Source organism: Pseudoalteromonas sp. NEC-BIFX-2020_015 (genome assembly GCF_012952265.1).
Lineage (GTDB): Bacteria > Pseudomonadota > Gammaproteobacteria > Enterobacterales > Alteromonadaceae > Pseudoalteromonas > Pseudoalteromonas neustonica.
This window is the reverse complement of record NZ_JABCJL010000004.1, coordinates 63,130-88,682: the sequence shown is the minus strand read 5'-3', so window position 1 is coordinate 88,682 and position 25,553 is coordinate 63,130. Positions and strand designations below refer to the sequence as shown.

General features: G+C 39.3%; 24 protein-coding genes. 10 read left to right on the top strand and 14 right to left on the bottom strand.

Features of this window, described 5'->3' with window-relative positions; genetic code table 11:
• Positions 1-13: 13 nt before the first annotated feature.
• Positions 14-1,276, bottom strand: a complete 1,263-nt coding sequence (locus HH219_RS04475; RefSeq protein ID WP_054203164.1) for an outer membrane protein transport protein — start codon at positions 1,274-1,276, stop codon at positions 14-16.
• A 285-nt stretch (positions 1,277-1,561) separates the two neighbouring features.
• Between HH219_RS04475 and HH219_RS21910 the strand changes: the two genes are divergently transcribed.
• Positions 1,562-1,903: a hypothetical protein gene (locus HH219_RS21910; RefSeq protein ID WP_054454513.1), complete on the top strand. Its 342-nt coding sequence runs from the start codon at positions 1,562-1,564 to the stop codon at positions 1,901-1,903.
• Here the strand turns inward: HH219_RS21910 and HH219_RS04465 are convergent.
• The 11 genes from HH219_RS04465 to HH219_RS04415 all read right to left on the bottom strand — a co-directional run bounded on the left by HH219_RS04465 (position 1,863) and on the right by HH219_RS04415 (position 14,289).
• The gene (locus HH219_RS04465) at positions 1,863-3,086 is read right to left on the bottom strand and encodes an HD-GYP domain-containing protein (protein ID WP_169326750.1); all 1,224 of its coding nucleotides are present in this window, start codon (positions 3,084-3,086) and stop codon (positions 1,863-1,865) included. The two genes, HH219_RS21910 and HH219_RS04465, sit on opposite strands and share 41 nt — an antisense overlap.
• Positions 3,087-3,262: 176 nt before the next feature.
• Positions 3,263-3,598 carry a ribonuclease E inhibitor RraB gene (gene rraB, locus HH219_RS04460; protein ID WP_054203162.1) on the bottom strand — a complete coding sequence of 112 codons (336 nt, stop codon included), beginning with the start codon at positions 3,596-3,598 and terminating at the stop codon, positions 3,263-3,265.
• A complete protein-coding gene (locus HH219_RS04455; RefSeq protein ID WP_211841994.1) occupies positions 3,598-4,311 on the bottom strand; it encodes a 1-acylglycerol-3-phosphate O-acyltransferase in 714 nt (237 codons plus the stop codon). The genes rraB and HH219_RS04455 overlap by 1 nt, the downstream gene beginning before the upstream one ends.
• Before the next feature lie 243 nt (positions 4,312-4,554).
• The gene (gene parC, locus HH219_RS04450) at positions 4,555-6,846 is read right to left on the bottom strand and encodes a DNA topoisomerase IV subunit A (protein WP_054203160.1); all 2,292 of its coding nucleotides are present in this window, start codon (positions 6,844-6,846) and stop codon (positions 4,555-4,557) included.
• A gap of 10 nt (positions 6,847-6,856) precedes the next feature.
• Complete coding sequence (locus HH219_RS04445; RefSeq protein WP_054454521.1) at positions 6,857-7,951, bottom strand: PQQ-dependent sugar dehydrogenase; 1,095 nt, start codon at positions 7,949-7,951, stop codon at positions 6,857-6,859.
• The gene (locus HH219_RS04440) at positions 7,944-9,869 is read right to left on the bottom strand and encodes a GGDEF domain-containing protein (protein WP_169326748.1); all 1,926 of its coding nucleotides are present in this window, start codon (positions 9,867-9,869) and stop codon (positions 7,944-7,946) included. The genes HH219_RS04445 and HH219_RS04440 overlap by 8 nt, the downstream gene beginning before the upstream one ends.
• Before the next feature lie 18 nt (positions 9,870-9,887).
• Entirely contained in the window at positions 9,888-11,777 is a 1,890-nt protein-coding gene (gene parE / locus HH219_RS04435) for a DNA topoisomerase IV subunit B (protein WP_169326747.1), read from the bottom strand.
• A gap of 5 nt (positions 11,778-11,782) precedes the next feature.
• Positions 11,783-12,367: a YqiA/YcfP family alpha/beta fold hydrolase gene (locus HH219_RS04430; RefSeq protein WP_054203156.1), complete on the bottom strand. Its 585-nt coding sequence runs from the start codon at positions 12,365-12,367 to the stop codon at positions 11,783-11,785.
• Positions 12,352-13,143, bottom strand: coding sequence for a metallophosphoesterase (locus HH219_RS04425; protein ID WP_064435782.1), 792 nt, complete (start codon positions 13,141-13,143; stop codon positions 12,352-12,354). The genes HH219_RS04430 and HH219_RS04425 overlap by 16 nt, the downstream gene beginning before the upstream one ends.
• Positions 13,130-13,573 carry a DUF1249 domain-containing protein gene (locus HH219_RS04420; RefSeq protein WP_349251605.1) on the bottom strand — a complete coding sequence of 148 codons (444 nt, stop codon included), beginning with the start codon at positions 13,571-13,573 and terminating at the stop codon, positions 13,130-13,132. Before HH219_RS04420 ends, HH219_RS04425 begins: the two co-directional genes overlap by 14 nt.
• A gap of 89 nt (positions 13,574-13,662) precedes the next feature.
• On the bottom strand, positions 13,663-14,289 hold the full coding sequence (locus HH219_RS04415) for an NUDIX domain-containing protein (RefSeq protein WP_054203153.1): 627 nt from the start codon (positions 14,287-14,289) through the stop codon (positions 13,663-13,665).
• Between the two features lie 174 nt (positions 14,290-14,463).
• Between HH219_RS04415 and tolC the strand changes: the two genes are divergently transcribed.
• The 3 genes from tolC to HH219_RS04400 all read left to right on the top strand — a co-directional run bounded on the left by tolC (position 14,464) and on the right by HH219_RS04400 (position 17,473).
• Positions 14,464-15,804, top strand: coding sequence for an outer membrane channel protein TolC (tolC, locus tag HH219_RS04410; RefSeq protein WP_054203152.1), 1,341 nt, complete (start codon positions 14,464-14,466; stop codon positions 15,802-15,804).
• Positions 15,805-15,919: 115 nt separating this feature from the next.
• Positions 15,920-16,846, top strand: coding sequence for an LpxL/LpxP family Kdo(2)-lipid IV(A) lauroyl/palmitoleoyl acyltransferase (gene lpxL / locus HH219_RS04405; RefSeq protein ID WP_054454529.1), 927 nt, complete (start codon positions 15,920-15,922; stop codon positions 16,844-16,846).
• 54 nt (positions 16,847-16,900) lie between these two features.
• On the top strand, positions 16,901-17,473 hold the full coding sequence (locus HH219_RS04400; protein WP_169326746.1) for a TcpQ domain-containing protein: 573 nt from the start codon (positions 16,901-16,903) through the stop codon (positions 17,471-17,473).
• Here the strand turns inward: HH219_RS04400 and glnE are convergent.
• Positions 17,462-20,260 carry a bifunctional [glutamate--ammonia ligase]-adenylyl-L-tyrosine phosphorylase/[glutamate--ammonia-ligase] adenylyltransferase gene (gene glnE, locus HH219_RS04395; protein ID WP_169326745.1) on the bottom strand — a complete coding sequence of 933 codons (2,799 nt, stop codon included), beginning with the start codon at positions 20,258-20,260 and terminating at the stop codon, positions 17,462-17,464. The genes HH219_RS04400 and glnE overlap by 12 nt on opposite strands.
• 73 nt (positions 20,261-20,333) lie before the next feature.
• Between glnE and HH219_RS04390 the strand changes: the two genes are divergently transcribed.
• The 6 genes from HH219_RS04390 to ruvX all read left to right on the top strand — a co-directional run bounded on the left by HH219_RS04390 (position 20,334) and on the right by ruvX (position 24,630).
• On the top strand, positions 20,334-21,227 hold the full coding sequence (locus HH219_RS04390) for a hypothetical protein (protein ID WP_054203148.1): 894 nt from the start codon (positions 20,334-20,336) through the stop codon (positions 21,225-21,227).
• 31 nt (positions 21,228-21,258) lie between these two features.
• Positions 21,259-21,732: a hypothetical protein gene (locus HH219_RS04385; protein WP_054203194.1), complete on the top strand. Its 474-nt coding sequence runs from the start codon at positions 21,259-21,261 to the stop codon at positions 21,730-21,732.
• A gap of 85 nt (positions 21,733-21,817) precedes the next feature.
• Entirely contained in the window at positions 21,818-22,552 is a 735-nt protein-coding gene (gene rsmE, locus HH219_RS04380) for a 16S rRNA (uracil(1498)-N(3))-methyltransferase (protein WP_169326744.1), read from the top strand.
• A 55-nt stretch (positions 22,553-22,607) separates the two neighbouring features.
• Positions 22,608-23,561 carry a glutathione synthase gene (gene gshB / locus HH219_RS04375; RefSeq protein WP_054203146.1) on the top strand — a complete coding sequence of 318 codons (954 nt, stop codon included), beginning with the start codon at positions 22,608-22,610 and terminating at the stop codon, positions 23,559-23,561.
• A 27-nt stretch (positions 23,562-23,588) separates the two neighbouring features.
• Positions 23,589-24,146, top strand: a complete 558-nt coding sequence (locus HH219_RS04370) for a YqgE/AlgH family protein (RefSeq protein ID WP_054203145.1) — start codon at positions 23,589-23,591, stop codon at positions 24,144-24,146.
• A gap of 37 nt (positions 24,147-24,183) precedes the next feature.
• Positions 24,184-24,630 carry a Holliday junction resolvase RuvX gene (gene ruvX, locus HH219_RS04365; protein WP_054203144.1) on the top strand — a complete coding sequence of 149 codons (447 nt, stop codon included), beginning with the start codon at positions 24,184-24,186 and terminating at the stop codon, positions 24,628-24,630.
• Here the strand turns inward: ruvX and HH219_RS04360 are convergent.
• Complete coding sequence (locus HH219_RS04360; protein WP_249118449.1) at positions 24,593-25,552, bottom strand: hypothetical protein; 960 nt, start codon at positions 25,550-25,552, stop codon at positions 24,593-24,595. The two genes, ruvX and HH219_RS04360, sit on opposite strands and share 38 nt — an antisense overlap.
• Position 25,553 lies beyond the last annotated feature (1 nt).

Below are 25,553 nucleotides of genomic sequence, written 5' to 3'. Positions count from 1 at the left end.
TCGGTTATTTAAGTTAAAACGTGTAGTTATACTGCGCACCAAATAAATATGCGTGGCCATTTGATTCAAATGACCATTGCTGAGCAATATTGTCATTCTCAGTAAATTTTTGTGTTTTACCACGTAAGATACTCATACCTATATCTAAGTTTGATTGCTCACTCATCGTGTAATTCACACCAAATGAGTACCAAAAACGATCCGTATCTGGGATTGAAATAGACATATGATTTTTATCGGCTGGTGATTCATCGTAGGCTATACCTGCGCGTAATAATACTGACTTGTTAAACTGGTAATCACCACCAATTGAGTAACGCATCGCATTTGAGAAGTTTTCATCTTTAGAAAAACCTGGCTGATCACGACCTTCAACATCTGCTTCTAATTTATCAAAGCTACTCCAACCTGTCCACATAACGCTATAATGTAAACCTGTTTTATCATCTAATTGATGAGAACCTGAAAACTCTGCAATCGCAGGAAGCGTTATTGCTACGCTGCCTGGAAGACTAGCCCCACTCGTGCCACCCATTGTTGGCGGCAACTCACTTGAAAACTCACCATCAAAGGTGATATCGGTTTCACTGCGATAGTTAAAACCAAAACGGCTATTTTCATCTAACTGATACATAGCACCAACATTCCAGCCAAAGCCAGCATCATCACCTTCTAAGTGAGTTGCCTCAGTCTCTGCAGGTAAACCAAATGGGTTAGCACCAAAGTTTCGGACAATTTTCGCATCAGCATAAATGTAGTTTAAGCCAAGACCAACACTAAATTGATCATTGATCTTATATGAACCACTTACATTCATGTTTACAGTCACGATCTCAGTTTCACCCGCAAGCTGACCGGCTGGGTAATTCTCATCAAACTCAGTCGCTAAACCAAAGTTTGAGAATGCGCCAAAACCAACCGCGAACTTATCATTAATTGGCATTAAAAAATAACCAGCAGGCACAAACGCACTAGGAGCAATACTACTATCATTCAGTGCATTTGGATTTACAGCAGCATTACTTGACCCTGTACCCTCTAGGCTTACATCTGGAACGACTGCAATACCAGCTATACTCAGCTGCTTTTCTTTAAATACTGACATTAACGCAGGGTTACGTGCAATTACAGACGCATCTTCAGCTATAGCCGCTTCACCTGCATATGCCCGACCAAGGCCTGACGCACTATGTTCTGCAAGTTGAAAAGCTGCCGCAAAGCTATCAGCCGACATTACAGCAAGTGATGCCGCGATAAGTGTTTTTGTAAGTTTCATTATGTGTCCTTAACCAAGCACGACGCTTGGGTTCTCATGTATGTTGTTATTATGAGTAATTACTCTATTCAAAACTTTTATACACTACATCAATTTTTTACGAAAAACTGTAACAAAGCGTTAAAAACACACATTTAAGCGAATATTTAACAGCTAAGTAACAACTTTTTAAAACACATCGGATGAGAGCAAGATAAAACCATTTGCAATTAGTTATCATTTAGATTGACTTGATAATTAAGCGCATTTAGACTGGCAAACATATCAAGTGAGGGGATGATCGCTATGGAGATTGGATTAATTATTGCTGCATTAGCATTTTGTGGTGCTAGCGTTTACTGTTTTTGCAAAGCTAACTTCTGCGCCTGCACTAAAGCGGGTGAATGTGATAATCCAGTAAACCACTATTGGCTAGGAGCAATATTAACGGCGATGGTCGCATTACTTTGCTGCTGTGCTGCACTGCATTCAGAAAACGGTACATTATTATGGTTATTGCTGATGTGTAGTTGCTTTAGCGGTGCATTACTATCAGCCAAGCAATCAGCCAAAAGACGTTGTGATAAATCCATCACTAAAAAAGGTGTTAAACCACCAGATGCTCTTTTAACAAACGAGCCAAGTTAAGTTGATAATCTAGCGGTTTGATACTCGCGAGTATCTTTAGCCCTTGCTCTGACGTATTTAAATCAATGTCTTTTGATGTGACATGGTGGTTATGCTTAGCGTTATAAAATACTTTTACTTTAGGCTGAATTGGATTCTTATGGTTTCCTTCTGTGACCAAAGCAAGGCGTTCATTGGTTAATTTAACGATAGTACCGACTGGATAGACACCTAAACACTTGATGAATCGCTGTACTAACTCATTATCAAACAACAATTTATTACTTAACAAATGACGTAATGCATTTATTGGCTCATCACCAATTTGGTGCGGCCGATCGGACGTCATCGCATCGTATACATCCACAATTGCCATGATCCTAGCAGGTCGACTAAGTTTCTCTCCTTCTATACCACGCGGATAGCCGCTACCATCCAAACGCTCATGATGATTTACTATCATATCTAGCATCAATGGAGTAATACCCTTCTCCCCCTTAACAAGCCCTAAGCTTTGCGCTACATGCTTTTTAATTGCCTGCATTTCAAGCTTATTAACATCTTCGGACTTTGAGAATATCCCTTGTGGTAGCTTTGCTTGACCTAAGTCATGCAGTAAAGCCCCCATAGCCAGCTCATGTACTACTGATTCTTTGTACCCTAGGTATTTTGCAAACACAGTGACAAAAATGGCGCAATTAATCATGTGCTGCCAGTTATACATATGCTTATCTTTAATGCGCGTTAAAATTGTCATCGCATTGTGATTACGAAATACTGAAGCAACAATGTCTTTTGCTATGTCATCAAGCAGCGAAATATTCATTTTTAAACCCGACGTTATATCGCCATATAACCCTTGTAGTTTACGATTATGCTGCTCATAACTCGTGCTAGCTTTTGCAAACTCTTGCTCTAGTGTAATTATCTTTTTTATTTTGTCTGCTTGAGTTTTGGAGGTGGGCTTTATAACGGGTGTTGCTTTTGGCTTTTCTTGATATTTACTCGGAACCCCGACATTACTTTGCGTAAAATCAATGAGTAACTCCTGTACTCCTTCCGATACCAAACGTTTAATAATCGATTTATCGCGAACTAAACCCCGGGTTTTAATTTTAATGCTATCAATACCCTCAAATTGCTTGCTAACACTGTCAACAAACATACCAGGAATAAGTTCTGAAATAGGAAGGGTAATGAGCATATAAGAATTAATTTATTTCGCTAAATGATGATTTAAATTATCAACTATTCAATACAAATGTCTATAACAAAGATAAAGAATACGAAATAGGTATTAATAAGCTGGTGAGGTCAAGAATCGTTATTAACTAAACAATAGGAAATTGCTCTAGGTCCTAGGACCTAGCGATTTACACATTACTCTTGAAAGTAAGTGCCCCAACCATCGTACTCAACGTCGGTATCTACAGCTAATTTAGCTAGTTTATCAACGTCTTCCATAATAACTTCAACGTCTAGCTCTGCTTCAACAACAATATCAAAGCTCCAAATTTTGCTGCCGTCTTCAAGCTCAAGTTCCGCAGGCTCTTCAACGTCATAGCCAAGTTTAAATGCGGCTAATGCTGCTTGCTCAAGCTTTACAAAATCTTCGCATACAAAGTGATGCTCAACTTCATAAAGGATCTCTGGATCTGATCCGTCTTCTAGTAACGAAGTTACAATGTCTTCACTAATTTCACGCCAATTTTCCATTACTTTTCTCTCACTTGAGCATCTAATTCAGTTATTCTAGCAGCCATTATAGAGTGAATACGTGTTGCGTGTTCACGTGCCCCAATAGTTTTATCGAGGTGCACCGGCGCTAGCATGTCTATATAGATTGTACCATTGTCCCAACGATTTAGCTTAATGGTTTTATCAGTTGTACTCATACAGACAGGCACAACCGGCACTTCGGCGTTTAATGCAGTATGAAATGCACCTGTTTTAAATGGTAATAAGCCACGCCCATAGCTACGCGTTCCTTCAGGAAACATCCATACAGATAGACGTTGCTGCTTTATTTTGTCAGCTGATTTAGAGATAGTACCGGCAGCCTTTGAGCGATTACTTCTATCGATTAAAATATTACCAGAAAGCCAATAAAGCTGCCCAAAAAACGGGATCCACTTCAGGCTTTTTTTACCTAAACTTACACAGCTTTTTGGTACCGCCGCGGGTAACGTAAAGATATCATAGTTATTTTGGTGATTAGCCACATACACCGCCGGTCCGCTATTTAATAGGTCTGGGTGGCGAGTGATCACTAAATTCACCCCAAGCATTCTGGCCATCGAACCAAACCAACCAGAAATAATGTGTACATTATTACTATGAAATGGCTTTATAAGGCACAATAACAAACCTAAAACACAGCTAAAAACAATAAATAAAGCCATGATTATTATACGAAAAAAAGCTAACAAAGAGACTCTCCTCAAAAATTCAGAGCACATTATATCGTTATTTTAGTCGCTAAACGAGAGTTAAGCGCACACTTGTAAGCTTAAATTGATTTTCATATTTCATTTCAACGAACTAGCGAGCCAATCGGTTTCAATTTTAATGCCCTCACTTAATAAAACTTTAGCCTGTATCCTAAATTATTCCAATCACCTCAAGCAAAAACGGCCTGCAAATGCAGGCCGCTTTATTAAGTAGTTACGCGATTATTCATCGCTCGTATCTACATCTATCTCTTCAACAGGGTTAAGCTCAACAACGGCTTCATCAACACGCTGTAATCCACGAGGTAATTTATTACCCCTGCGTCCACGTTCGCCATGATAATGCTCTAAATCGCTCGGCTTAAGCGTCAATTTACGCTTACCAGCATGTAAAGTAACACTTGTGCCATTTGGCACCACCGCAAGCACTTTTACAAACTCTTCACGTGCTTGAACCTTGGCACTTGGGATGGAGATAATCTTGTTACCTTTACCTTTACCTAGTTTTGGTAAGTCACGTAATGGGAATAACAACATACGCCCTTCATTTGATATCGCCATGCAGTAATCGCTGGCTACATCATTAACGCGAATCGGCTCAAGTAACTGCCCGCCTTTTGGTACACTCACTAACGCTTTACCATTTTTGTTCTTACTGACTAAGTCAGCAAAATCGGTGATAAATCCATAGCCAGCATCAGAGGCCATAAGCAGTACTTGCTTATCCTCCCCCATAACCACATGTTCAAACGTTGCGCCGGCTGATAAATTAAAGCGCCCTGTCATAGGCTCACCTTGGCTTCGTGCTGATGGTAAGCTATGTGCGTCAGTTGCAAAGGCTCGTCCGGCAGAATCTAAAAAGACTGATGGTTGGTTACTCTTACCCCGTGCTGAAGCTTTGTATTCATCACCTGCACGATAACTGAGCCCTGCTACATCCAGATCATGACCTTTACCAACACGTGCCCAGCCTTTTTCAGACAATACAACGGTTACCGACTCTGATGGTATTAAATCTTTTTCACTTAATGCTTTCGCTTCTAAACGCTCGACTACTGGTGAACGACGATCATCACCATACAACTCAGCCGCTTCTTGAATTTCTTTTTTCAGCAATGTCGACATACGACGATCAGAACCAAGCGTTAGCTCTAGCTTATCACGTTCTTTAGCGAGCTCATCTTGCTCACCGCGAATTTTAAACTCTTCTAATTTAGCTAAATGGCGAAGTTTTAATTCTAATATTGCCTCAGCCTGTATATCTGAAATACCAAAGCGTTCCATTAATACTGGCTTTGGTTTATCTTCAGCACGTATGATTTCAATTACTTCATCAATATTTAAAAAGGCAGCTAATAAACCTTCTAAAATATGTAGTCGCGCTAACACTTTATCCAAACGATACTGTAAACGTCTACGCACTGTTTCGCGGCGAAACACTAACCACTCAGTCAAAATGGTACGCAAGTCTTTGACTTGCGGACGACCATCAAGGCCAAGCATATTTAAGTTTACGCGGTAGTTTTTTTCCAGATCGGTCGTCGCGAATAAGTGAGCCATTAATGGTTCTGCTTTAATGCGATTTGAGCGAGGAATAATCACAATACGCGTTGGATTTTCGTGATCAGATTCGTCACGTAAATCAGCTACCATAGGCAGTTTTTTAGCATTCATTTGCGCTGCGATTTGCTCTAAAACTTTACCGCCTGAGCATTGATGCGGAAGCGCGGTGATAACAATATCGCCATGCTCTTCGGTATACACCGCACGCATTTTAATCGAGCCGCGACCTGTTTGATAAATTTTTTGAATATCAGCTTTGGGGGTGATTATTTCCGCTTCAGTTGGGTAATCCGGTGCGTGAACTAACTCTAGTATTTCGTTAAGTTCTGCTTTTGGTTTATCTAGTAATAAACAACATGCACTGGCGACTTCACGCACATTGTGCGGCGGGATATCCGTCGCCATACCAACTGCAATACCTGTAATACCATTGAGTAAAATATGCGGTAAACGCGCTGGCAGTACTTGTGGCTCATCCATGGTGCCATCAAAGTTTGGCGTCCAATCGACGGTGCCTTGACCAAGCTCTTTAAGTAATACTTCTGCAAATTTAGATAATCGTGCTTCTGTGTAACGCATCGCGGCAAAAGACTTAGGGTCATCTGCTGCACCCCAGTTGCCTTGCCCATCCACTAGTGGATAACGATAAGAGAACGGCTGCGCCATTAACACCATGGCTTCGTAACAAGCACTATCTCCATGTGGATGGTATTTACCTAGCACATCACCGACTGTACGCGCTGATTTTTTATACTTAGCCGCAGACGAAAGACCAAGTTCGCTCATCGCATAAATAATACGACGCTGTACTGGTTTTAAGCCATCACCAATATGTGGCAACGCTCTATCCATGATCACATACATGGAATAATTCAAATAGGCGTCTTCGGTAAAACGTCCCATTGTTTGTTGTTCAATTCCTTGCATTAGCAAGGTATCTGTATCACTCATCAAAGCCTACCTAATTTTTTTTATAGCTTACACGGTAGATCACATTGGCATAATCATCGGAGATCAATAAGCTGCCATCGGCAAGTTCTGCAAAAGCAACCGGACGACCCAATGTTTCTTCGTTTTTCATAAAGCCCGTAATAAACGGCGTGTATTTTACCACACGTCCTTGCTCAATGGTGGCAAGCGCCACTTTATATCCAGATTTTTTACTTCGGTTCCACGAACCATGCTCAGCCACGAAAAGCTGTTGCTTATAATCAGCAGGAAATTGCTTGCCTTTATAAAAATGAATCCCTAAAGGAGCTACATGCGCCCCCAATGCTAATGCTGGCGGGCTATAGTCAGTAATACTCTTATCTCTGCCAAATTCAGGATCTAAGATGGCACCAGCATGTACGTAAGGAAAACCAAAATGCTCCCCTTCGTTTGTTAACCGATTTAGCTCATCAGGTGGTATGTCATCGCCCATCATATCTCGGCCATTATCACTAAACCACAATGCTTGTGTACTGGGATGAAAATCAAACCCCACAGAATTACGGACACCTTGCGCTAATGTTGTCATTTGTTTGGTGTTGATATCTAAAGAAAATATACGCCCATAACGTTCATCTTCAGCACACACATTACAAGGGACTCCCACAGGTATTATTAGCTCACCCGATGGCGAAAACCGTAAAAACTTCCAGCCATGATGGCGCTCAGTTGGTAATGCGTCGTACACTACATCGTATTTAGGTGCTTTGAGTTGTGTGTCAACATTCTTAAAGCGAATAATACGGTGCACTTCTGCTACATATAAATCATTATCTTTAATTGCTAAACCTGATGGCATTGTTAAGCCACTGGCCACCAGTATTTGTTTATCAGCAACACCATCGCTATTGTGATCAATCAGCGCATACACATTGCCAGCTTTACGTGAGCCAACATACACGATGCCTTTTTTGGAGACTGCTAGCTGACGTGCATTTTCGACGTCGCGGGCAAAAATATTAATTTTAAAGCCGTCAGCAACACTTAGTTCTTTTAGCATATTTTTTGCTGCTAATGGTGTACTTAACATACTCAATGCGAGTAATGATGTTAGTAATTTATTCATTGATTTCTACCCTGTTTCGGCCATGCTCTTTTGCAGTATATAAGGCTTTGTCTGCTTTTTTCAGTAAATCTTTAAATGAAGTTAATTCAGAACTTTTTTGTGCAACGCCAAAACTTGCCGTTATTTTAATGATCTGACCATCACTAATTATATGCTCTTTCTCTATATCACTTTTAATGCGGAAAGCTATTTCAGTGGCTTCAACTGATGTTGTATTATTCAATACAACTAGAAATTCTTCACCACCTATACGCCCTAAAAAATCACTTTCTCGAATAGCTCGCTGCGATATTTGAGTTACAACCTTTAAAACTAGGTCGCCTGCCGGGTGACCATAGTTATCATTAATTTTCTTAAAGTGATCTAAATCAAAGCTAATTAAGGATAGCTTTTGATTGTCGGATTTGAGTTGTAACCACTGCAACTCTGCAAAATCCATAACCTTGCGCCTATTAGCTACACCAGTTAAAAAATCAGTGTTTGCAAGTAAACTAAACTTTCGTCGCAAGCGATATTGTCGCCACGTGAATATTAATACAAATAAAAATAATAATAGCACGCTCAACATCGCTGTTTGTTGAACTGCCTGTTGCCGCTTTATTTCTTGAAGTGTAAATTCATTAAGCTCCTTATCTTTTCGCAACAGCTGCTTTTCAAGCTCCATTTGCTTTAAATCAAATTGTATTTTATGCCTTGAGCGCGTCAATTCACGCACTTTATCAAAATATTCTGTATTAAGCTGATTATAAGTTTTTTGGTAATTATAGGCCTGTTTGTAATTACTCTTTTCGCTGGCTAATTGGCTTTTTAAATCTGTCAATTTCAGCTTTAAACTCACTTTATTATCAACTGAAAGGCCTACAACAGATTTCTGAGCTCGTTCTAACGTTTCTTCTGCTTGAGTTAATTTCCCACTTTTTATCTCTATTTCAGCTTGAATATAAAAATGCCTAACAATATTATTTACATTTTCTAATCCGCCAAAATGATCATTACTTAAATTTAAATAATAGTTAGCCTGATCAACTTTTTGTATATTAATGTAAGCCTCTGCAGCAATAATGTAAGCATAATAAGCTAGGTTTGCATTTATTACTTTACTATTTAATTTTAGCATTTCCTCACTGCAATGAATCGCTTCTTCATTTCGTGATAATTTTAAATACACATTTGCTAAGTGGTAATAAGACACCATAGCGTCAAATGACAAATTATGGCTTAAAAAATAATTCAATGATTTTTTTTGCAATTCCACGGCTCTTTCATAATCAAATAAATGTTCATATGATTGCGCCATTGAGGATTGAATGTAAGCAAGCTGAAGAAAGTCCCCACTTTTAAGGATAAGTTCATAGCTTTTAGAATAATAACGAATAGCAAGTATATCTTTTTCATTATCAACGTAATGACTGGCCATTTTGGAATAAACCTTGCTTTTCAATTTATTATTAGAAAGTTTATCCACCTTACTTTTAGCCTCTTCTAGCACATTTATTGCTTTGTCTGGCTTGCCTTCAAAGTTATAAATATTTGACTTCACCAGCAAATGGCTAATCAAAGACTCATCACTTAATAAAGGTAAATTATTGGATATTTGTTTATCTAAAGCTGTCGCCTTAGATAATTCAGCAACTAAAATATGATTTTCAGCTAAATAAATTTGCAGCTGAGTACGTAGAAGAACATTTAATTCCTTTTCATGTTTTGATAGTAAATCAGTAAGGTAAACAATAGCATCTCCAGGGTCCTGAATACTTTTTTGTTCAGCTGTAGCTAACTGTGCATTTAACCATCGCTCATCAAAGGTTGTGTCATTTGCGGTTACCGTATTGATAAAGAGGAAACCCTGTACAACAAAAACTATTAAAAAGCGATGTAAAACATTTAACGCAGTACAACTTCCTTTTGATAAAAGCATTACAGAACATCCTAATGTTTATACTTGGGCACGATTACCGTGATCTTCTAACCATTGGCGACGATCTGATGAGCGCTTTTTAGCCAGTAGCATGTCCATCATTTCTAAGGTCGATTGCTCATCTTCAAGCGTTAATTGTACTAATCGGCGGGTATTAGGATCCATGGTCGTTTCACGTAATTGCAAAGGGTTCATTTCACCCAATCCTTTGAAGCGTTGTACGTTAACTTTACCACGTTTTTTCTCGGCTTCTATGCGCGCTAAAATACCTGATTTTTCATCTTCATCAAGCGCGTAGTAAACGTCTTTACCTATATCAATTCTAAACAAGGGTGGCATAGCAACGTACACATGGCCTTCTTTTACCAATGTCGTAAAATGACGTACGAATAGCGCACATAATAAAGTTGCGATGTGCAAACCATCCGAATCAGCATCCGCTAGAATACAAATTTTATTATAGCGTAAAGTTGATAAATCACTTGAGTCTGGATCAATTCCTAGTGCGACAGAAATATCATGCACTTCTTGTGATGCTAAAATTTGTCCTGACTCAACTTCCCACGTATTTAAAATCTTACCTCGTAGCGGCATAATAGCCTGAAACTCACGATCACGTGCTTGTTTAGCCGAGCCGCCAGCAGAGTCACCTTCCACTAAAAACAATTCAGTTCGGTCATTATCTGCAGCGCTACAATCAGTTAATTTCCCTGGTAATGCGGGGCCTGCGGTAACACGTTTACGTACTACTTTTTTAGCTGCTCGTAGGCGTTTTTGGGCATTAGAAATACACAGCTCTGACAACAGCTCTGCTGTATCCGTGTGTTCATTCAGCCATAAACTAAACGAGTCTTTAACTACGCCAGATACAAACGCTGAACATGAACGCGATGAGAGCTTCTCTTTAGTTTGACCTGCAAATTGCGGATCTTGCATCTTCACTGATAAAACGTAACTACAGCGTTCCCAAATGTCATCAGGTGTCAGCTTTACTCCGCGCGGTAGTAAGTTTCTGAATTCGCAGAACTCACGCATGGCTTCAAGTAAACCTTGGCGCAGACCATTAACATGAGTACCACCTTGAGCTGTTGGTATTAGGTTTACGTAACTTTCAGCAATTGATTCGCCACCATCCGGCAGCCAAACTACAGCCCAGTCTGCTCCTTCGGTTGAACTTGAAAATACACCTGTGAATGGGTCTTTAGGTAAAACGTCATAGCCTTTTACGGCTTCATTTAAGTAATCTTTTAAGCCAGTTTCGTAATACCACTCTTGGGTTTCTTTAGTTTGTTTATTTACAAATTTAATACGCAAACCCGGGCAAAGTACGGCTTTGGCTTTTAATAGGTGATGCAATTTAGTCAGTGAAAAGTTAGCCGAGTCAAAATAGCTAGCATCTGGCCAAAATCGGACTGTGGTTCCCGTATTACGTTTACCAACAGTACCAATAATATTTAAGTCTTCAACTTTATCGCCATGTTCAAATGCCATCATGTACTGCTGCGCATCACGTCGAACAACAACTTCTACGCGAGTAGAGAGTGCATTTACTACCGAAATACCTACACCATGTAAACCACCCGAAAACTGGTAATTTTTATTTGAAAACTTACCACCCGCATGCAGTTTAGTGAAAATCAACTCAACCCCAGGAATACCTTCTTCTGGGTGAATATCAATTGGCATACCACGACCATCATCACTGACTTCTAAAGAATTATCTTCATGCAGAATGACGTCAATTTTTGTGGCGTGTCCGGCCATTGCTTCATCGACACTGTTATCAATTACTTCCTGCCCTAAATGGTTAGGACGAGTAGTATCGGTATACATGCCCGGACGGCGTTTTACTGGTTCTAAGCCATTTAAAACTTCAATGGCTTCGGCGTTATAATTTTGCTGACTCATAGTTTTTATCTTTTATATGCTTGGCTATTTTTCGTGATTTTAAGAAAATCGACAATGCTCGCAAAGGTGCTCTCAAAGTTAACAAAACTGTGATCGCCTCCAAACTCTATATGCTGCTTGCATTGTGAATAATATTTAACTGCCTGTTGAAACGCCAATACTTCATCGCCTGTCTGCTGTAATAAGTACAGTAGCGATGGCTGTTGTAAATCTGAAATAGACAGTGACTTTAGCGCACTAATATGACTTTTATTTAGTTCGTAGTGGGTATCCTGATATGGATTATAATTTGACCCTAAGAATGAACTCAACAATAAAAAAGGCGTAACTGCAGGATTGATCACTACAGCTGGCAGCTGATATTTTTGCGATAAATAAGTGGCATAAAAACCACCTAAAGAGCTACCTAACAACACTGTATTTGGCGTGAGTAGTTGCTCGATTTGAATAATTGCGTGAAACGGTTCATGACTCAACCGCGGTACGCAGTATTCAACGCCATAGTGTGCCATATACTCACCAAAGCGCACAGCTTTAAATGACTTTTCACTGCTATTAAAACCGTGAATATAAATTACTCGTTGAGCCATATCAACTCCGATTTCACACACAGTGGTTCAGCTGTATTTAGCCTTTCAAGTGTTATTAAACGGTAGCTAGCACCCATATTTTGCTGCTGCCAATCAATACTATGCTTAGTAAATTGCACCGAGCTGGCTGGTGTAGATAAAATATCAACACTTCTAAATTTAAACTGATAATCGTTATGTACATGACCATGAAACAAATGGTTAACTAGGCCACTGTTATGCAATACATTGAGTAATTGAGGGCCATTTTCTAGCATGTGTTTATCTAAATAACCATTTATAGGCAATGGATTATGATGACAAAAAACCACTGCAGGCTGTTGCGATGTTGCCAATACCTCTGAGAGTTCATTGATATGTTGCTCACTCACCCAACCTGCAGGCGTTGGCCCTTTAGAGTTAACCAACAAAATATCGAAGCCACTAGCAATAAGGCGTTTAGCACTTTTTATTTGGCCACCAGAAATACGCTGCATTAAACTTATTTCATCATGATTACCTGGCACCCAAAATACGGGGCATGTTAAAGGGGAATCAGCGATTAACTGGGCAAATAATAAATAGGATTCAAAGCTGTGGTCTTGCGTTAAGTCGCCACCAAAAATCACAGCATCTAGAGGTTGCTGCGCCATATGTGTCAGCGCGCTAGAAAAATGCTTTGCGGTATTCACGGCAAAATACTCACCGTCAATATCACAAAATAAATGGCAGTCGGTGATATGGGCTAAACGTAACTGGGGAGTATTAAACTTTGCAACCTCATCAAACCAAGCCATTATCTACATCCCAGTTGAGAACTGCGCGGCCACTTTCAACACACGCAACTAACCAATCATACAAAAATGCATTAAGTTGGTACTTTTCATCTTTTTGGTGCATTTGTGGATTAGGGTAACCATAAGATGGCTTTATTCTTTGATGGTAATCATGGTGAACTATTTCTGCGACCTTCGCATCATGATACAAGCGCACAGTTAAAAAGAGTGGATTAAACCCCTTTAGCATCCCTGTTAATTGCCTGATTGAAATATCCATTGTGTACTTTGCGCAACCATCCACTTTAATCGTAAATTGATTATTGCCCAACTGAACGTCCCGAGCACTCCCTACTTCCCTATCACTAGGTAATAGTTTTAAAGCACGTAAGTAATTGTGCTCACATAACGTAAGGTATTTAGGTAGATTTTGAATATATCGTTGTTTCACTGCAAATGCTGTCAAGTTGCCGCCATTAAATTAGAAATTAAACGTAATCAATTTTAAATGTACTTTAGATTATTCAACACTGTGAACTGTTATTTTACGCATTCAGCTATTATACGCTCGCGATTTAGTGCAAGCCATTGTAATGAAATAACCGTAGCAGCATTATCTATCTCACCGCTTTTTAAACGCGCCATCGCATCTGTAAAACTCACTATGTGGGTTTTAATGTCCTCACCTTCGGTCTCAAGTCCATAAATCCCACTGTTAAGCTGGCTCAAATCGGTTTTAGCTAAATATAGATACAAACGTTCAGTGGAACCTCCGGGACTTGAAAGGTAGGACAACATAAACTCTAATTCAGTAAGCTCTAACCCTGCCTCTTCAAACGCTTCACGCTTAGCGACATTCTCGTAATCAGTGCTGCCATCCGTCATTCCTGCTATACACTCTAACAACCAAGGCGATGGCTTACTTTTAATTGCACCGATTCGAATTTGTTCTATTAATAAAATACTATCTAAAGCAATATCATAAGGTAGCACAGCCACGGCGTCGCCACGCTCTAGTATTTCACGACGAATCGTGTCCGATTGACCACCGGCAAAGAGAGCATGTTCAAACTGATACAAGTTAATATTAAAAAAACCTTTATACAGTGACTCTATTGGTGCGACTTTAACATCGTGTTTGCTAAATTTTGCAAGTTGCTTGCCCATATTCTACTTTCCTTAAATTAGTAAGCACAACAAAATAAATCATTATACTGTGCATACAAATAATTATATTCTGTTACATTTGATCACGGTGTTTTATGCAATTTTTTTTTTGTTATTTGCTAAAACAGGTTACCATGCTTTTAGTATGCAAATTGTCTAAGGACTGAACGAATAATGAAAAAGAACATTCTTGCTGCGCTGATCGGTTTATCATGCGCATTAACTGCTACAGCATCAAATGCTGAAAATTTAATTCAAGTTTACGAGATTGCCACGGTTAACGATCCAACTGTATTAAAGGCAAAAGCCCAAGCGGACGCGCAATCTTATAACAGTGACCGTGCTATGAGCGCTTTATTACCTCAAATCGGCTTTAGCATGGGTTATAGCAAAAGCGATAGTACTTCTTATGATGGTTCTGACTTGACTGGCTATGAAAAATTAAAAGGTGATTCTGACTCATTCACCCGCGGCTTAAGCTTAAACCAAACGCTGTTCGATTTAGGTGCTTGGAACTCTTTAGGCATTGCAGATAAGCAAGCATTACAAGCAAATGCACAATACGATTTTGCTCAGCAAGACCTGATTGTCCGTGTTGCTGATGGCTACTTTAATGTATTAAGTGCTATTGATAACCTAGAGTTCGTAAAATCTGAAAAGCGTGCAATTGAACGTCAACTTGAGCAAACAAAACAACGCTACGCTGTTGGTTTAACAGCTATTACTGAAGTTCATGAAGCCCAAGCACAATTTGATAATTCAGTTGCTCGTGAAATTGTTGCTCAAAACGGTGTTGAAACAGCCCGAGAATTACTACGTGAAATCACAGGTAAATACCACGCTAAACTTGATACTTTGAACACTGAAACTTTTTCGACGGTTACCCCAAGCAAGAAATCGGTTGATTTTATTGAAGTCGCAAAAGAAAACAACTTGAACCTTCAAGTTGCAAAAGTAACCGTTGATATTGCAAAGGATCAAATTGATTTAGCGCAAGCTGGTCATTATCCAACGCTGACTTTAAAAGCCAGCTATGGTGATACGCTTAGTGATTCAAACCGTAACCATATGAAACCACGTGGCGATAGCACAACTGTTGGTTTGAACTTTAACGTTCCGATTTACTCCGGCGGTGCTACATTGGCGGCAACTGAGCAAGCCCGTGCTTTTTATGTATCAGCGAGCCAAGATTTAGAATCTAGCTTACGCGGCGTAACTCGTTCAGTAATCACATCCTATAACCAAGTGGTTTCTGATATTGCGACGTTTAAAGCCCTTGAACAAGCCGTTGTATCAGCAGAAAGTGCATTAAAAGCCACTGAAGCTGGTTTTGAAGTAGGCACGCGTACCATTGTTGATGTATTAAACAGTACGCAAAACCTGTTCAACGCTAAACGTAATCTTGCTGATGTACGCTATCGTTATGTCGTATCAACACTGCGCTTAAAACAAGCCGCTGGTACGTTAACAAGCAACGATTTACAAGCGATCAACAAAGGTTTAAAAGCAATCTAATCCCTTCGTTTAGGTAATGATTGATAAATACTTCAAAAGCCAGCAACTTGCTGGCTTTTTTGTATTTTTACATTCATACAGTTAAACTAGCTTCTTTTCGATTTGAGATACTTTCGTGGTCAACACATCTGCATTTAAATTATCTTTTTTAAGCCCGCGTTATTGGCTTACTTGGATTGGCGTGTTTTTTTTATACGCTATATCTTGGTTACCTTTTAAATTTCAGCTTTGGTTAGGGAAACAACTTGGCCGTTTAGTATATCGGACGATGAAAAGACGCCGCCATATTGCAGAGGTCAATATTAAGCTATGTTTTCCTGACATGCCCGATACAGAGCAACAAGCTCTGGTTAAAAAGAATATGGAAAACACTGGCATTGCAACACTTGAAACAGGCATGGCGTGGTGGTGGCCAAATTGGCGTATTAAGCGTGTTTATGGCTCAGTAAAAGGCCTTGAACATTTTGACCAAATTCAACAATCCGGGAAAGGTGTATTATTACTGGTACCACACATTTTGCATCTTGAAATGGCGAGTCGTGTAATGGGAATTCATCATCAAGGCGTTGGCTTTTATCGCCCTCACAATAATCCGTTGATGGAATTTTTTATGACCCGTGGCCGATTACGTTCAAACGAATATTTAATCGGCAAACGTGATGTGAAAGGTCTTTTAAAAGCACTCAAAAACAAAAAGGTTTGTTACTATTTACCCGATCAAGACTATGGTCGAAATCGCTGTGAGTTCGCTCCTTTTTTTGCAGTCTCAGAAGCCGCCACTACCACGGGTACACTCCTATTTGCTGCAAGCAAAAATTGTGAAACAGTCAGTTTAATCAGTCGTCGTGATAAACATGGTAAATATCACTTAGAAGTACTTCCTGCTTTAGATAATTTTCCCAGTAGTGATGATAAAACAGATGTAACGCGTGTTAACCAACGAATTGAACAAGCTGTAAATGCCGCTCCAGAACAATATATGTGGTTACACCGACGATTTAAAACACGCCCAGATATTAACGCGCCCTCTTATTACAAGTGACAATTTCTCGTTAATATGCTTTTATAAACAAATATCAATACAAGGGTATTAGCCATGTGGTTTTGGGTTAGGCATTTATCATTAGCTGTTATTTTAATAGCTGCAGCTATCTATTTTTTATTTGGTCATGGTCCAGTTGTCGATATAAAAGAGACACAAAATGCTGCAGCTCAAGGTTTATCACGCTTTTATGCATCTTTACGTAATCAGGTAAATAAAAGTAATGAACGTGACAAATACGTACTTACTTTGCCAACGCCTGAAATGGGGATTGATGAAGTATTAACTGATCGTGCAAAAGTGGTTGATCCCTCTTCACCTAGCTGGTCAGGAGCTGTAACTGCACGTCGCTTTGAAAACGGCTCAACATTAAGAAGAGTGCTTTCTGACTATGCTCGCAGCGAAGATATCGTGCTGTATTGGTATTTAAGCAAAGATTATGTTGTTAAAGATCATTTTCGTGTTGATAGTAATTTCAACTCAACGTTATATCAGGTTGGTCGCGCCATTAACGATGATTTTGAAAACGAAGTGTATACTTTTTTTTGTTATAGACAGCGAGCAGCGGTGATCACCGAACTGCCCTCTGAATATGTACGTCAAAACTGTAGGCGCCTAAAGAGCTAGTTGAAATATCTGCTGCCACGTACGAGTAACAAACGAAATATGTGTGGCAAACTCATCTCTTGTGACACATCGCCCTCGTTGATCTAAGCTTAATACGTGGTAGCACGAACGATAGTCAATATAGGCTGCAATAAGCCCTTCTTTTGTGTCATTGCTAATACACCCAAGGCGTGCGGCATCCGTTAAAATTCTTACATTGTCCGAATAAGTAGTCAGTTGTTCAAATGTATGGGCATTACTGAGCACCAAATATTGAGTGATAAACTCAATATCAGCCATTCCCCCAGCATCTTGCTTTAAATCAAACAGCTCACTATCACCTTTAGCCAAATGCGTGCGCATCTTTTCTCGCATGTTGATTACATCATCTTTTAGCTTTTGTGGTTCTCTTTGATCGCATAAAATACCTAATCTAATCTGTGCAAAACGTTGTTGTAACTCACTTTGCCCTAAAATCATGCGAGAACGCACCAAAGCCTGATGCTCCCACGTCCACGCTTGAGTTTGCTGGTAATGATTAAAACTCTCTAGATTGATTGCCATTAACCCTGAAGCACCCTCAGGGCGCAATCGGGTATCTAGTTCATATAAAATCCCCGATGCTGTACGTGTATTAAATAAGTGTAATAAGCGCTGTGCTAGTTTTAAATAAAATTGACGAGAATCGATAGCTTTGGTTCCGCTTGTTTGATCTGTCCCGTCATGATTATGCACAAAGACTAAATCCAAGTCTGAATCATAACCCACTTCAAAACCACCCGTTTTACCATACGCGATTACCGCAAAGCCTTTATTTTCGTCATCTGTATTTGGTGGTATACCAAAGCGCTGTGCCATTTGATGCCATGCAATATTTACTGCTTGCTCAACAATCGCTTCTGCAAGTGCTGTTAAATGATCGCTGACTTTCATCACATCTAAGACACCCGTTGCATCAGCTGCAGCAATTCGTAATTGGTGAGTTTGTTTGAATTGTCGCAATGCTTCCATCTGTAATTCTAAATCAGCACTGTCGATACGTAAAAAGTACTGTCGAATTTCATCCTTGTAAGCAGATAAAGGCGTTGGCTTATACAACACTGCTGGGTCAATTAACTCATCAAGCAAAATTGGATAACGTGAAATATGCTCGCCAATCCATTTACTATGACAACATAGTAAAACGAGTTGTTTTAGTGCACCTGGATTTTCATACAACAGCTCTAAATAAGCAGTTCGAGAAATCACCTTATTTAATACTTGGCAAATCATACCAAATACAGCGCCACTGGCTTTTTCGTTAGTAAGCTGCTTAAGTAAAAGTGGCATTAATTTATCTAAAATATCACGCCCACGCGTACCTATCTTTGTTTTGGTTAATCGTGATTTAAAATCATCAAGCGCACTTTGCCAATCTTCATTAGGTTCGCTAAGCACACTAATATCTGTATGTTCCCACGCGCTAACAAATGCCCCTTCACAAGGATCAACAGGCTCACTCTCATAACCAATGACATATTCAAATTCACTGTGAATGCCCGCCATTATTTTTTCAATAAAGACTAAGCAATGGCTAAAATCAACTTGATTAAGTAGATAATTTAAACGCGATTGATTAAGCTCGTCATCGGGCAGTGTTTGCGTTTGTTGATCACTGAATATCTGCAAGTACTGCTCAATACGCCTAAGTATTAAATAGTTACGCTCTAATAATTTAGCCTCAGCTTCGCCGATAACTTTTATTTGATTCAGTTGCTTTAGTGCTTTTAACAATGATTGGGTTTGTAAATTTGCATCACGACCACCACGCACCATTTGTAGTGCCTGCACTACAAATTCAACCTCGCGTATACCACCCGCTCCTAATTTAATATTATTAGTTAATCGTTTGCGGCGTACCTCTTGCGCTATCATTTGCTTCATTTTTCTTAGTGATTCAATCACTGAAAAATCAATATAACGACGATACACGAACGGCTTGAGTAGTTGATAAAACTCATCGCTATAACGTGTTTGAGGGCCAATCAAGCGACCTTTTAGCATCGCATAGCGCTCCCATTCACGCCCTTGTTCTTGGTAGTAGTCTTCTATGGCATTAAAACTCATTACCAAAGGACCACTTTCACCAAACGGGCGTAAGCGCATATCCACTCTAAATACTTGCCCATCTAACGTTGTTTGATTAAGTGCTGCAATCAGTTTTTGTGCAACTTTATTATAAAAAACCTGCGCCTCTAAAGAACGTCGCCCACCTTGGGTTTTAACACTGCGTGGATAAGAGAATATTAAGTCAATATCTGATGAATAATTAAGCTCTTGTCCACCTAATTTGCCCATTCCCAAGACCATCATGGCCAGCGGTTGCTGCTGTTCATCTAAGGGTTTACCATTGACTTGAGATACTTGCGTAAACGCCCAATTATTAGCACTATTGATGAGTTCATCGGCTAACTTAGAAATATAACTTATACTATCGGCAATCTCATTTTTATAACATAAATCTAAGCAGGCTACTTTTAACCAATAGCGCTCACGGTAATGGCGTAATATTCGATGACACTGCGCCTCATCAACGTCGCTTAGTATTAAATCTTGAAATGGATTTGGTGCATCACGCAAAGCCATTTCTGCGTCGTTAATTAACATATCACTTAACGCTGGTTGTGACTGTAGAGCACGCCAGGCAAAGTCACTCAATCCCAGTAAGTTAATAATTAACTCATTCGGTGCCTGTTCTGGATATAGCTCAAAAAAGCGCTCACTACCGAGGGTGTAAAGTGGTGTTGGGAGTTGCTTGCCAAGTGTCATCAAATACTCTCTTTTATCTAAGCCATAACCGTACTAAAATGAATCACATAATAATAACCAACTAAGGTTTTACATGTCATATTTGTCTTTATCTAACACTAGTTTACTCGCGATTGCTATTAGTTTTATCGTTATTTGTTTAACCGTTATTTTCCTGCGCATCGTAAGTCAGCTCAAAGCGAAACAAGCGCTCAAAGAAGAGCTTGCCCAACATGACAACTTTGCAATGGGGATCAGCTTTGCATCTGAAATTACGGTCGTAATTACAACCATTGCTTTTTTATTCGATGAAATTAGCCTCAGTGCAGCACAATCCAACCCATTAAAAGTTGTCTTTTTAGTAGTATTATTATTTGCGTTTATTAAATTAGGGCACTTAATTCACCGAAAATGGATTCTCCATAGATTTAATGAAGAAGCAGCCATATTAAAACAAAACGTCTGCGCTGCTTTGGTTGATTCAGGTATGTTATTGGCTAATTGTATTATCACATTAGGCTTATACAGTTGGTCACATACTCAAGGGTATAGCAGTTTACTTATTGTGTTTGTTAGCTTCTTTTTATTACAGGGCATTTTTGCGTTAGATAGCAAAATACGTGAATATCGTTTTGCTCACGCAAATCAAGGCGCATCGCTGCAAAGTAACTTTAATTTAGAAAACACATCAATTGGGATTCGTTATGCGGGTAAATCTATTGGTCTTGCTTTAGCCGTCTATGCAGGTTTAGCAAGTGCAACGTTTCATAGCGGTAAAATGGTAGAGAATTTATTCACATTAGCTTTACATTGCGGCACTATGTGGTTATTACTGTATCTACTAACTAGTATCATTAAATTTATTTCATTGCCAAATATTGATACGGCACTTGAAATTGATCATCAAGATAACATTGGAATTGCTTGTATTGAATTTGCTGTTTTCAGCGCTATAGGCTATTTACTAATAAGTATGTTTTCAATTTAGCCATGAAAAGTTCCAAAATATGTGGGGCCCTATGCCGTTTGAAGTAAAGAATTATCTACTGATAGATAACGATAGTGAATTCAGTCGGCAATTTACTGAGTCTTATTTTGCCAAACCAAACGCAAAGGTCCCAAGCACATTAGTTATCGCAGGTGCTAATACTCGTCACTTAGTAAAGCTGATGTTTGATGAACTAATCAAAGACTATTGCTATTGCGATTTTAATAATGAAATTAGCGTATCAGAACTTGCCAGTTATCTGCATGAGCATCACGATATTGCAGGGGTGTTATTTAACCAAACTGACTATTTGCTCGCCGATGAAAAGCAACGATTTATATTTAACTCGTTACACTCAATTCGTTTTTTAGTCTCAGAAAAAGAAGGAGGTTACCACTTTGAGCCCGTCACTGACGAAGCACAAAACAACCACCTTTCTTGCCAAACTGAAATAGCGGAAACCCCTCAAGATTTAGCCAAACTATACGAAAAGCTAAATAACTAATTACAGTCACGCCGCAATAAATATTTGCACCTAAGAGGTGACTTACATACCATAACGCCATTAACCCATTCTGTTAAAGGTCATCATGCGAGTTCCTCATATTTATCAAGCAAGCGACATAGTTATTTCAACTCCTCTTACTTTAGACGACGATGCCGCAGGCCACATTGGTCGAGTATTACGCATGAAAGTAGGTGAGCGTATATCGCTGTTTAATGGCTTAGGTGGTGAATACCTTTGTGAGCTTATTGAAGTGGGTAAAAAAACAGTGGTTGCAATGCCGCTAGAGTTTCATGACAAAGATGTAGAGTCACCATTGAGCATACATTTAGGCCAAGGAATTTCTCGAGGCGATAAAATGGACTTTACCATTCAAAAATCTGTAGAGTTAGGGATCACTGAAATCACCCCTATTTTTAGCCAGCGCTGTGGTGTTAAATTAAGCCCTGAACGACTAGCAAAAAAACACTTACAATGGCAAAAAATAGCCATTGCTGCTGCAGAGCAATCTGGCCGTAACCGTATTACCACTATCCACTCACCTATTGATATTAGCGATTGGCTTGTGCAAAGTAGCAACGAAATAAAACTTACTTTACACCCTCGCGCAGAGCACAGCATTAAAACAATTACAGTGCCTAGTAGCGGCGTACGCTTTTTAGTAGGCCCTGAAGGTGGCTTTACTGATGATGAAATAGCCCAAACCAAACAACAAGAATTTGTTGATATTCGTATTGGTCCTCGCGTATTACGAACAGAAACTGCCGCTTTAACGGTCTTAAGTGCATTACAGCTACAATTTGGCGATTTAGCTAATTGAAATTAGTAAAACTACCCTCATATCAATAGCAACATATTCAGTAAGGCAAGCGAACATGGCAATTAAGTTAGGTATAATTTCAGATCCGATCAGCGGATTTAACATCAAAAAAGACACCGGATTTGCAATGATGATGCAAGCCCAAAGCCGTGGTTATGACATTTATTACATGGAAATGAACGATCTTTCATTACGTAAAGGCAAAGCCTATGCAACCGCAGCTAAAGCAACCGTATTTGATGATGAAAACCATTGGTATGAGCTTGAAGAAAAGGCCACTATTGCCCTAGCTGATTTAGATGTTATTTTAATGCGTAAAGATCCACCATTTGATACTGAATACATTTACGCAACTTATATCTTAGAACGTGCTGAACTTGAAGGTACTCTTATTATTAATAAGCCACAAAGCCTACGTGATGCAAACGAAAAGTTATTCACCGCCTGGTTTAGTGAGCATACCCCTGACACTTTAGTTACACGTTGCAAGCACCAAATTCGTGCATTTTTGACTGAGCATAAAGACATTATTCTAAAGCCTTTAGATGGTATGGGTGGCGCATCTATTTTCCGCGTGACTGAAAATGATGCCAACATTGGCGTAATTTGCGAAACACTTACAGAACACGGTAGCCGCTTTGCAATGGCGCAAAATTATATTCCTGAAATTAAGCAAGGTGATAAACGTGTACTTGTAGTCGATGGTGAAGTTATTCCATATTGCCTTGCTCGTATCCCACAAAATGGTGAAACACGTGGTAACTTAGCTGTTGGTGGCCGCGGTGAAGCTCGCCCAATTAGTGACTCAGATCGCAAAATTGCCGAAGCAGTTGCGCCAACATTAAAAGCGAAAGGACTTATTTTTGTTGGTTTAGATATTATTGGCGATAAGTTAACTGAAATAAACGTTACTGCTCCTACGTGCGTAAAAGAAATTGAAGCAGCCTATGATATTTCAATCACAGGGCGCTTATTTGATGCGATAGAGAGAAAACTGAGCCATACTTAATTTTCAACATACTAAAGGGGTATCGTTATGCAATCATTAGAAAATCATTTTTTAATCGCTATGCCATCAATGCAAGACCCTTTTTTTAAACGTGCTGTTGCGTACATTTGTGAGCACAATGAAGACGGGGCGATGGGGCTGGTGATCAACCAGCCTATTAATATAACGGTTGGGGACTTACTCGATAAAATTGAAATTGATAACGATAAGTCTACACACGCTGCAAGCGTTGCTGTTTTTGCTGGCGGACCTGTAAAAACCGATCGTGGTTTTGTATTGCACTCACCCACACCTGGGTATGCTGCAAGCCAAGAGCTCAGCAGCGATATAATGATCACAACATCAAAAGACGTGCTCGCAAGCCTGACAACTCCTGACGCACCAGAGCAGTTTATTATTACGTTAGGTTACTCCGGCTGGGAACAAGGACAACTTGAAAAAGAATTGCTTGAGAACTCATGGCTAATTATAAAAGCTGACCCTGATATTATTTTTAATACTCCCATAGAACAACGCTGGGAAAAAGCTGTTGCAACGCTCGGCTTTGATATTAGCCAACTAAGCTCTGAAGCAGGCCACGCATAACAAGCCCTTATTTGGGCTTTAATTTCATAGAGACAACATGAGTAAAAAACAACTCAAACCTAAAGGCGAACGTACCGTTATGGGTTTTGATTTTGGCACCACCAGCATTGGTGTTGCTATCGGCCAAGAACTAACCGGTACTGCAACGAGCCTGACGGCAATTAAAGCCAAAGATGGTATTCCAAATTGGGACTTTATTAAAAAGCATGTAGATGAGTGGCAACCTGATTTACTTGTCGTTGGTTTACCGTTAAATATGGACGGAACCAATCAAGAAGTCACTTTTAAAGCCAAAAAGTTCGCTAACCGTTTGCATAACCATTATGGACTACCTGTAGAGACTCAGGATGAGCGTTTAACGACCGCTGATGCAAAAGCACGCCTATTTGAACAAGGCGGCTACCGCAGCTTAGGTAAAGGTAACGTGGATAATATGTCTGCGGTTATTATTTTAGAGAGCTACTTTGAGCAGGCTTATGGCTAACGGGTAAATTTATAATAAGCTTATCAGTCAAATCTGGAATAAAACCAGCTTGACGATAAGCTTTTTCAATTAGCCCTTGTTTACGTAATAATTGCAAGCCTTGTTGAAGTGATTTATAAGCCCGCTTGCCATCAGGATGAAGTTTTGAAACTACATAATGGCGACTATCATCTAGTAACATCAGCACCTTGGGGACGGCTTTTAAATTAATATTTTCAAGTATGTAGTGATTATTTATTTCAGGCATTAGTGACATTAGCATAAAATCAATCCATTGCATTGACACCATTCTAACTTGGCTTAACCATTCATCTTCACGCGTTAAACTTTTTAAAGGCAAAGCGGATAAAGTCTCCCAATCAGTACGCCAACGCGGTGTTGATACACTTGTTAATTGACTAAAATCAGATAGGTGTTTTATTTCAAATACTTTACGATTACTTGGTGATGTAAAAACCCCCGAAAAATACTCCCCTTTGCGTATCACTGGATCGCTAATAAACACTTTATCACTCAGTGCATTAGCATCCTGACTCCAGTAACTATCAAAACTAAGTAATAATTCACCTTGCTCCAATAATTTAGTGTTTCTAAAGTTAACTTTGCCAATTTGATAACTAAATTGTTTATTAAATCCACCAAGTAACAGAGCTTGTTGAGCAATAATCATATCAACAACGTCTCGTCGAATAAATTGCCCACTAAAATCATTGACATCTTGTACTTTTCGACCATTTAAAAAGCGCATGTAATCATGATAGACATCATCGCGAATATAAATTACAACGTTATTATCCGTAGTTTTAAAGTTCTTTATTGCTTCAGAAATCGCTACATCATCGCGCAATGCACTAACACTAAATGGCATACTCAATAAAAATATAAGTGCCGTAAAGAATAACCATTTAATGTTATTGATCATA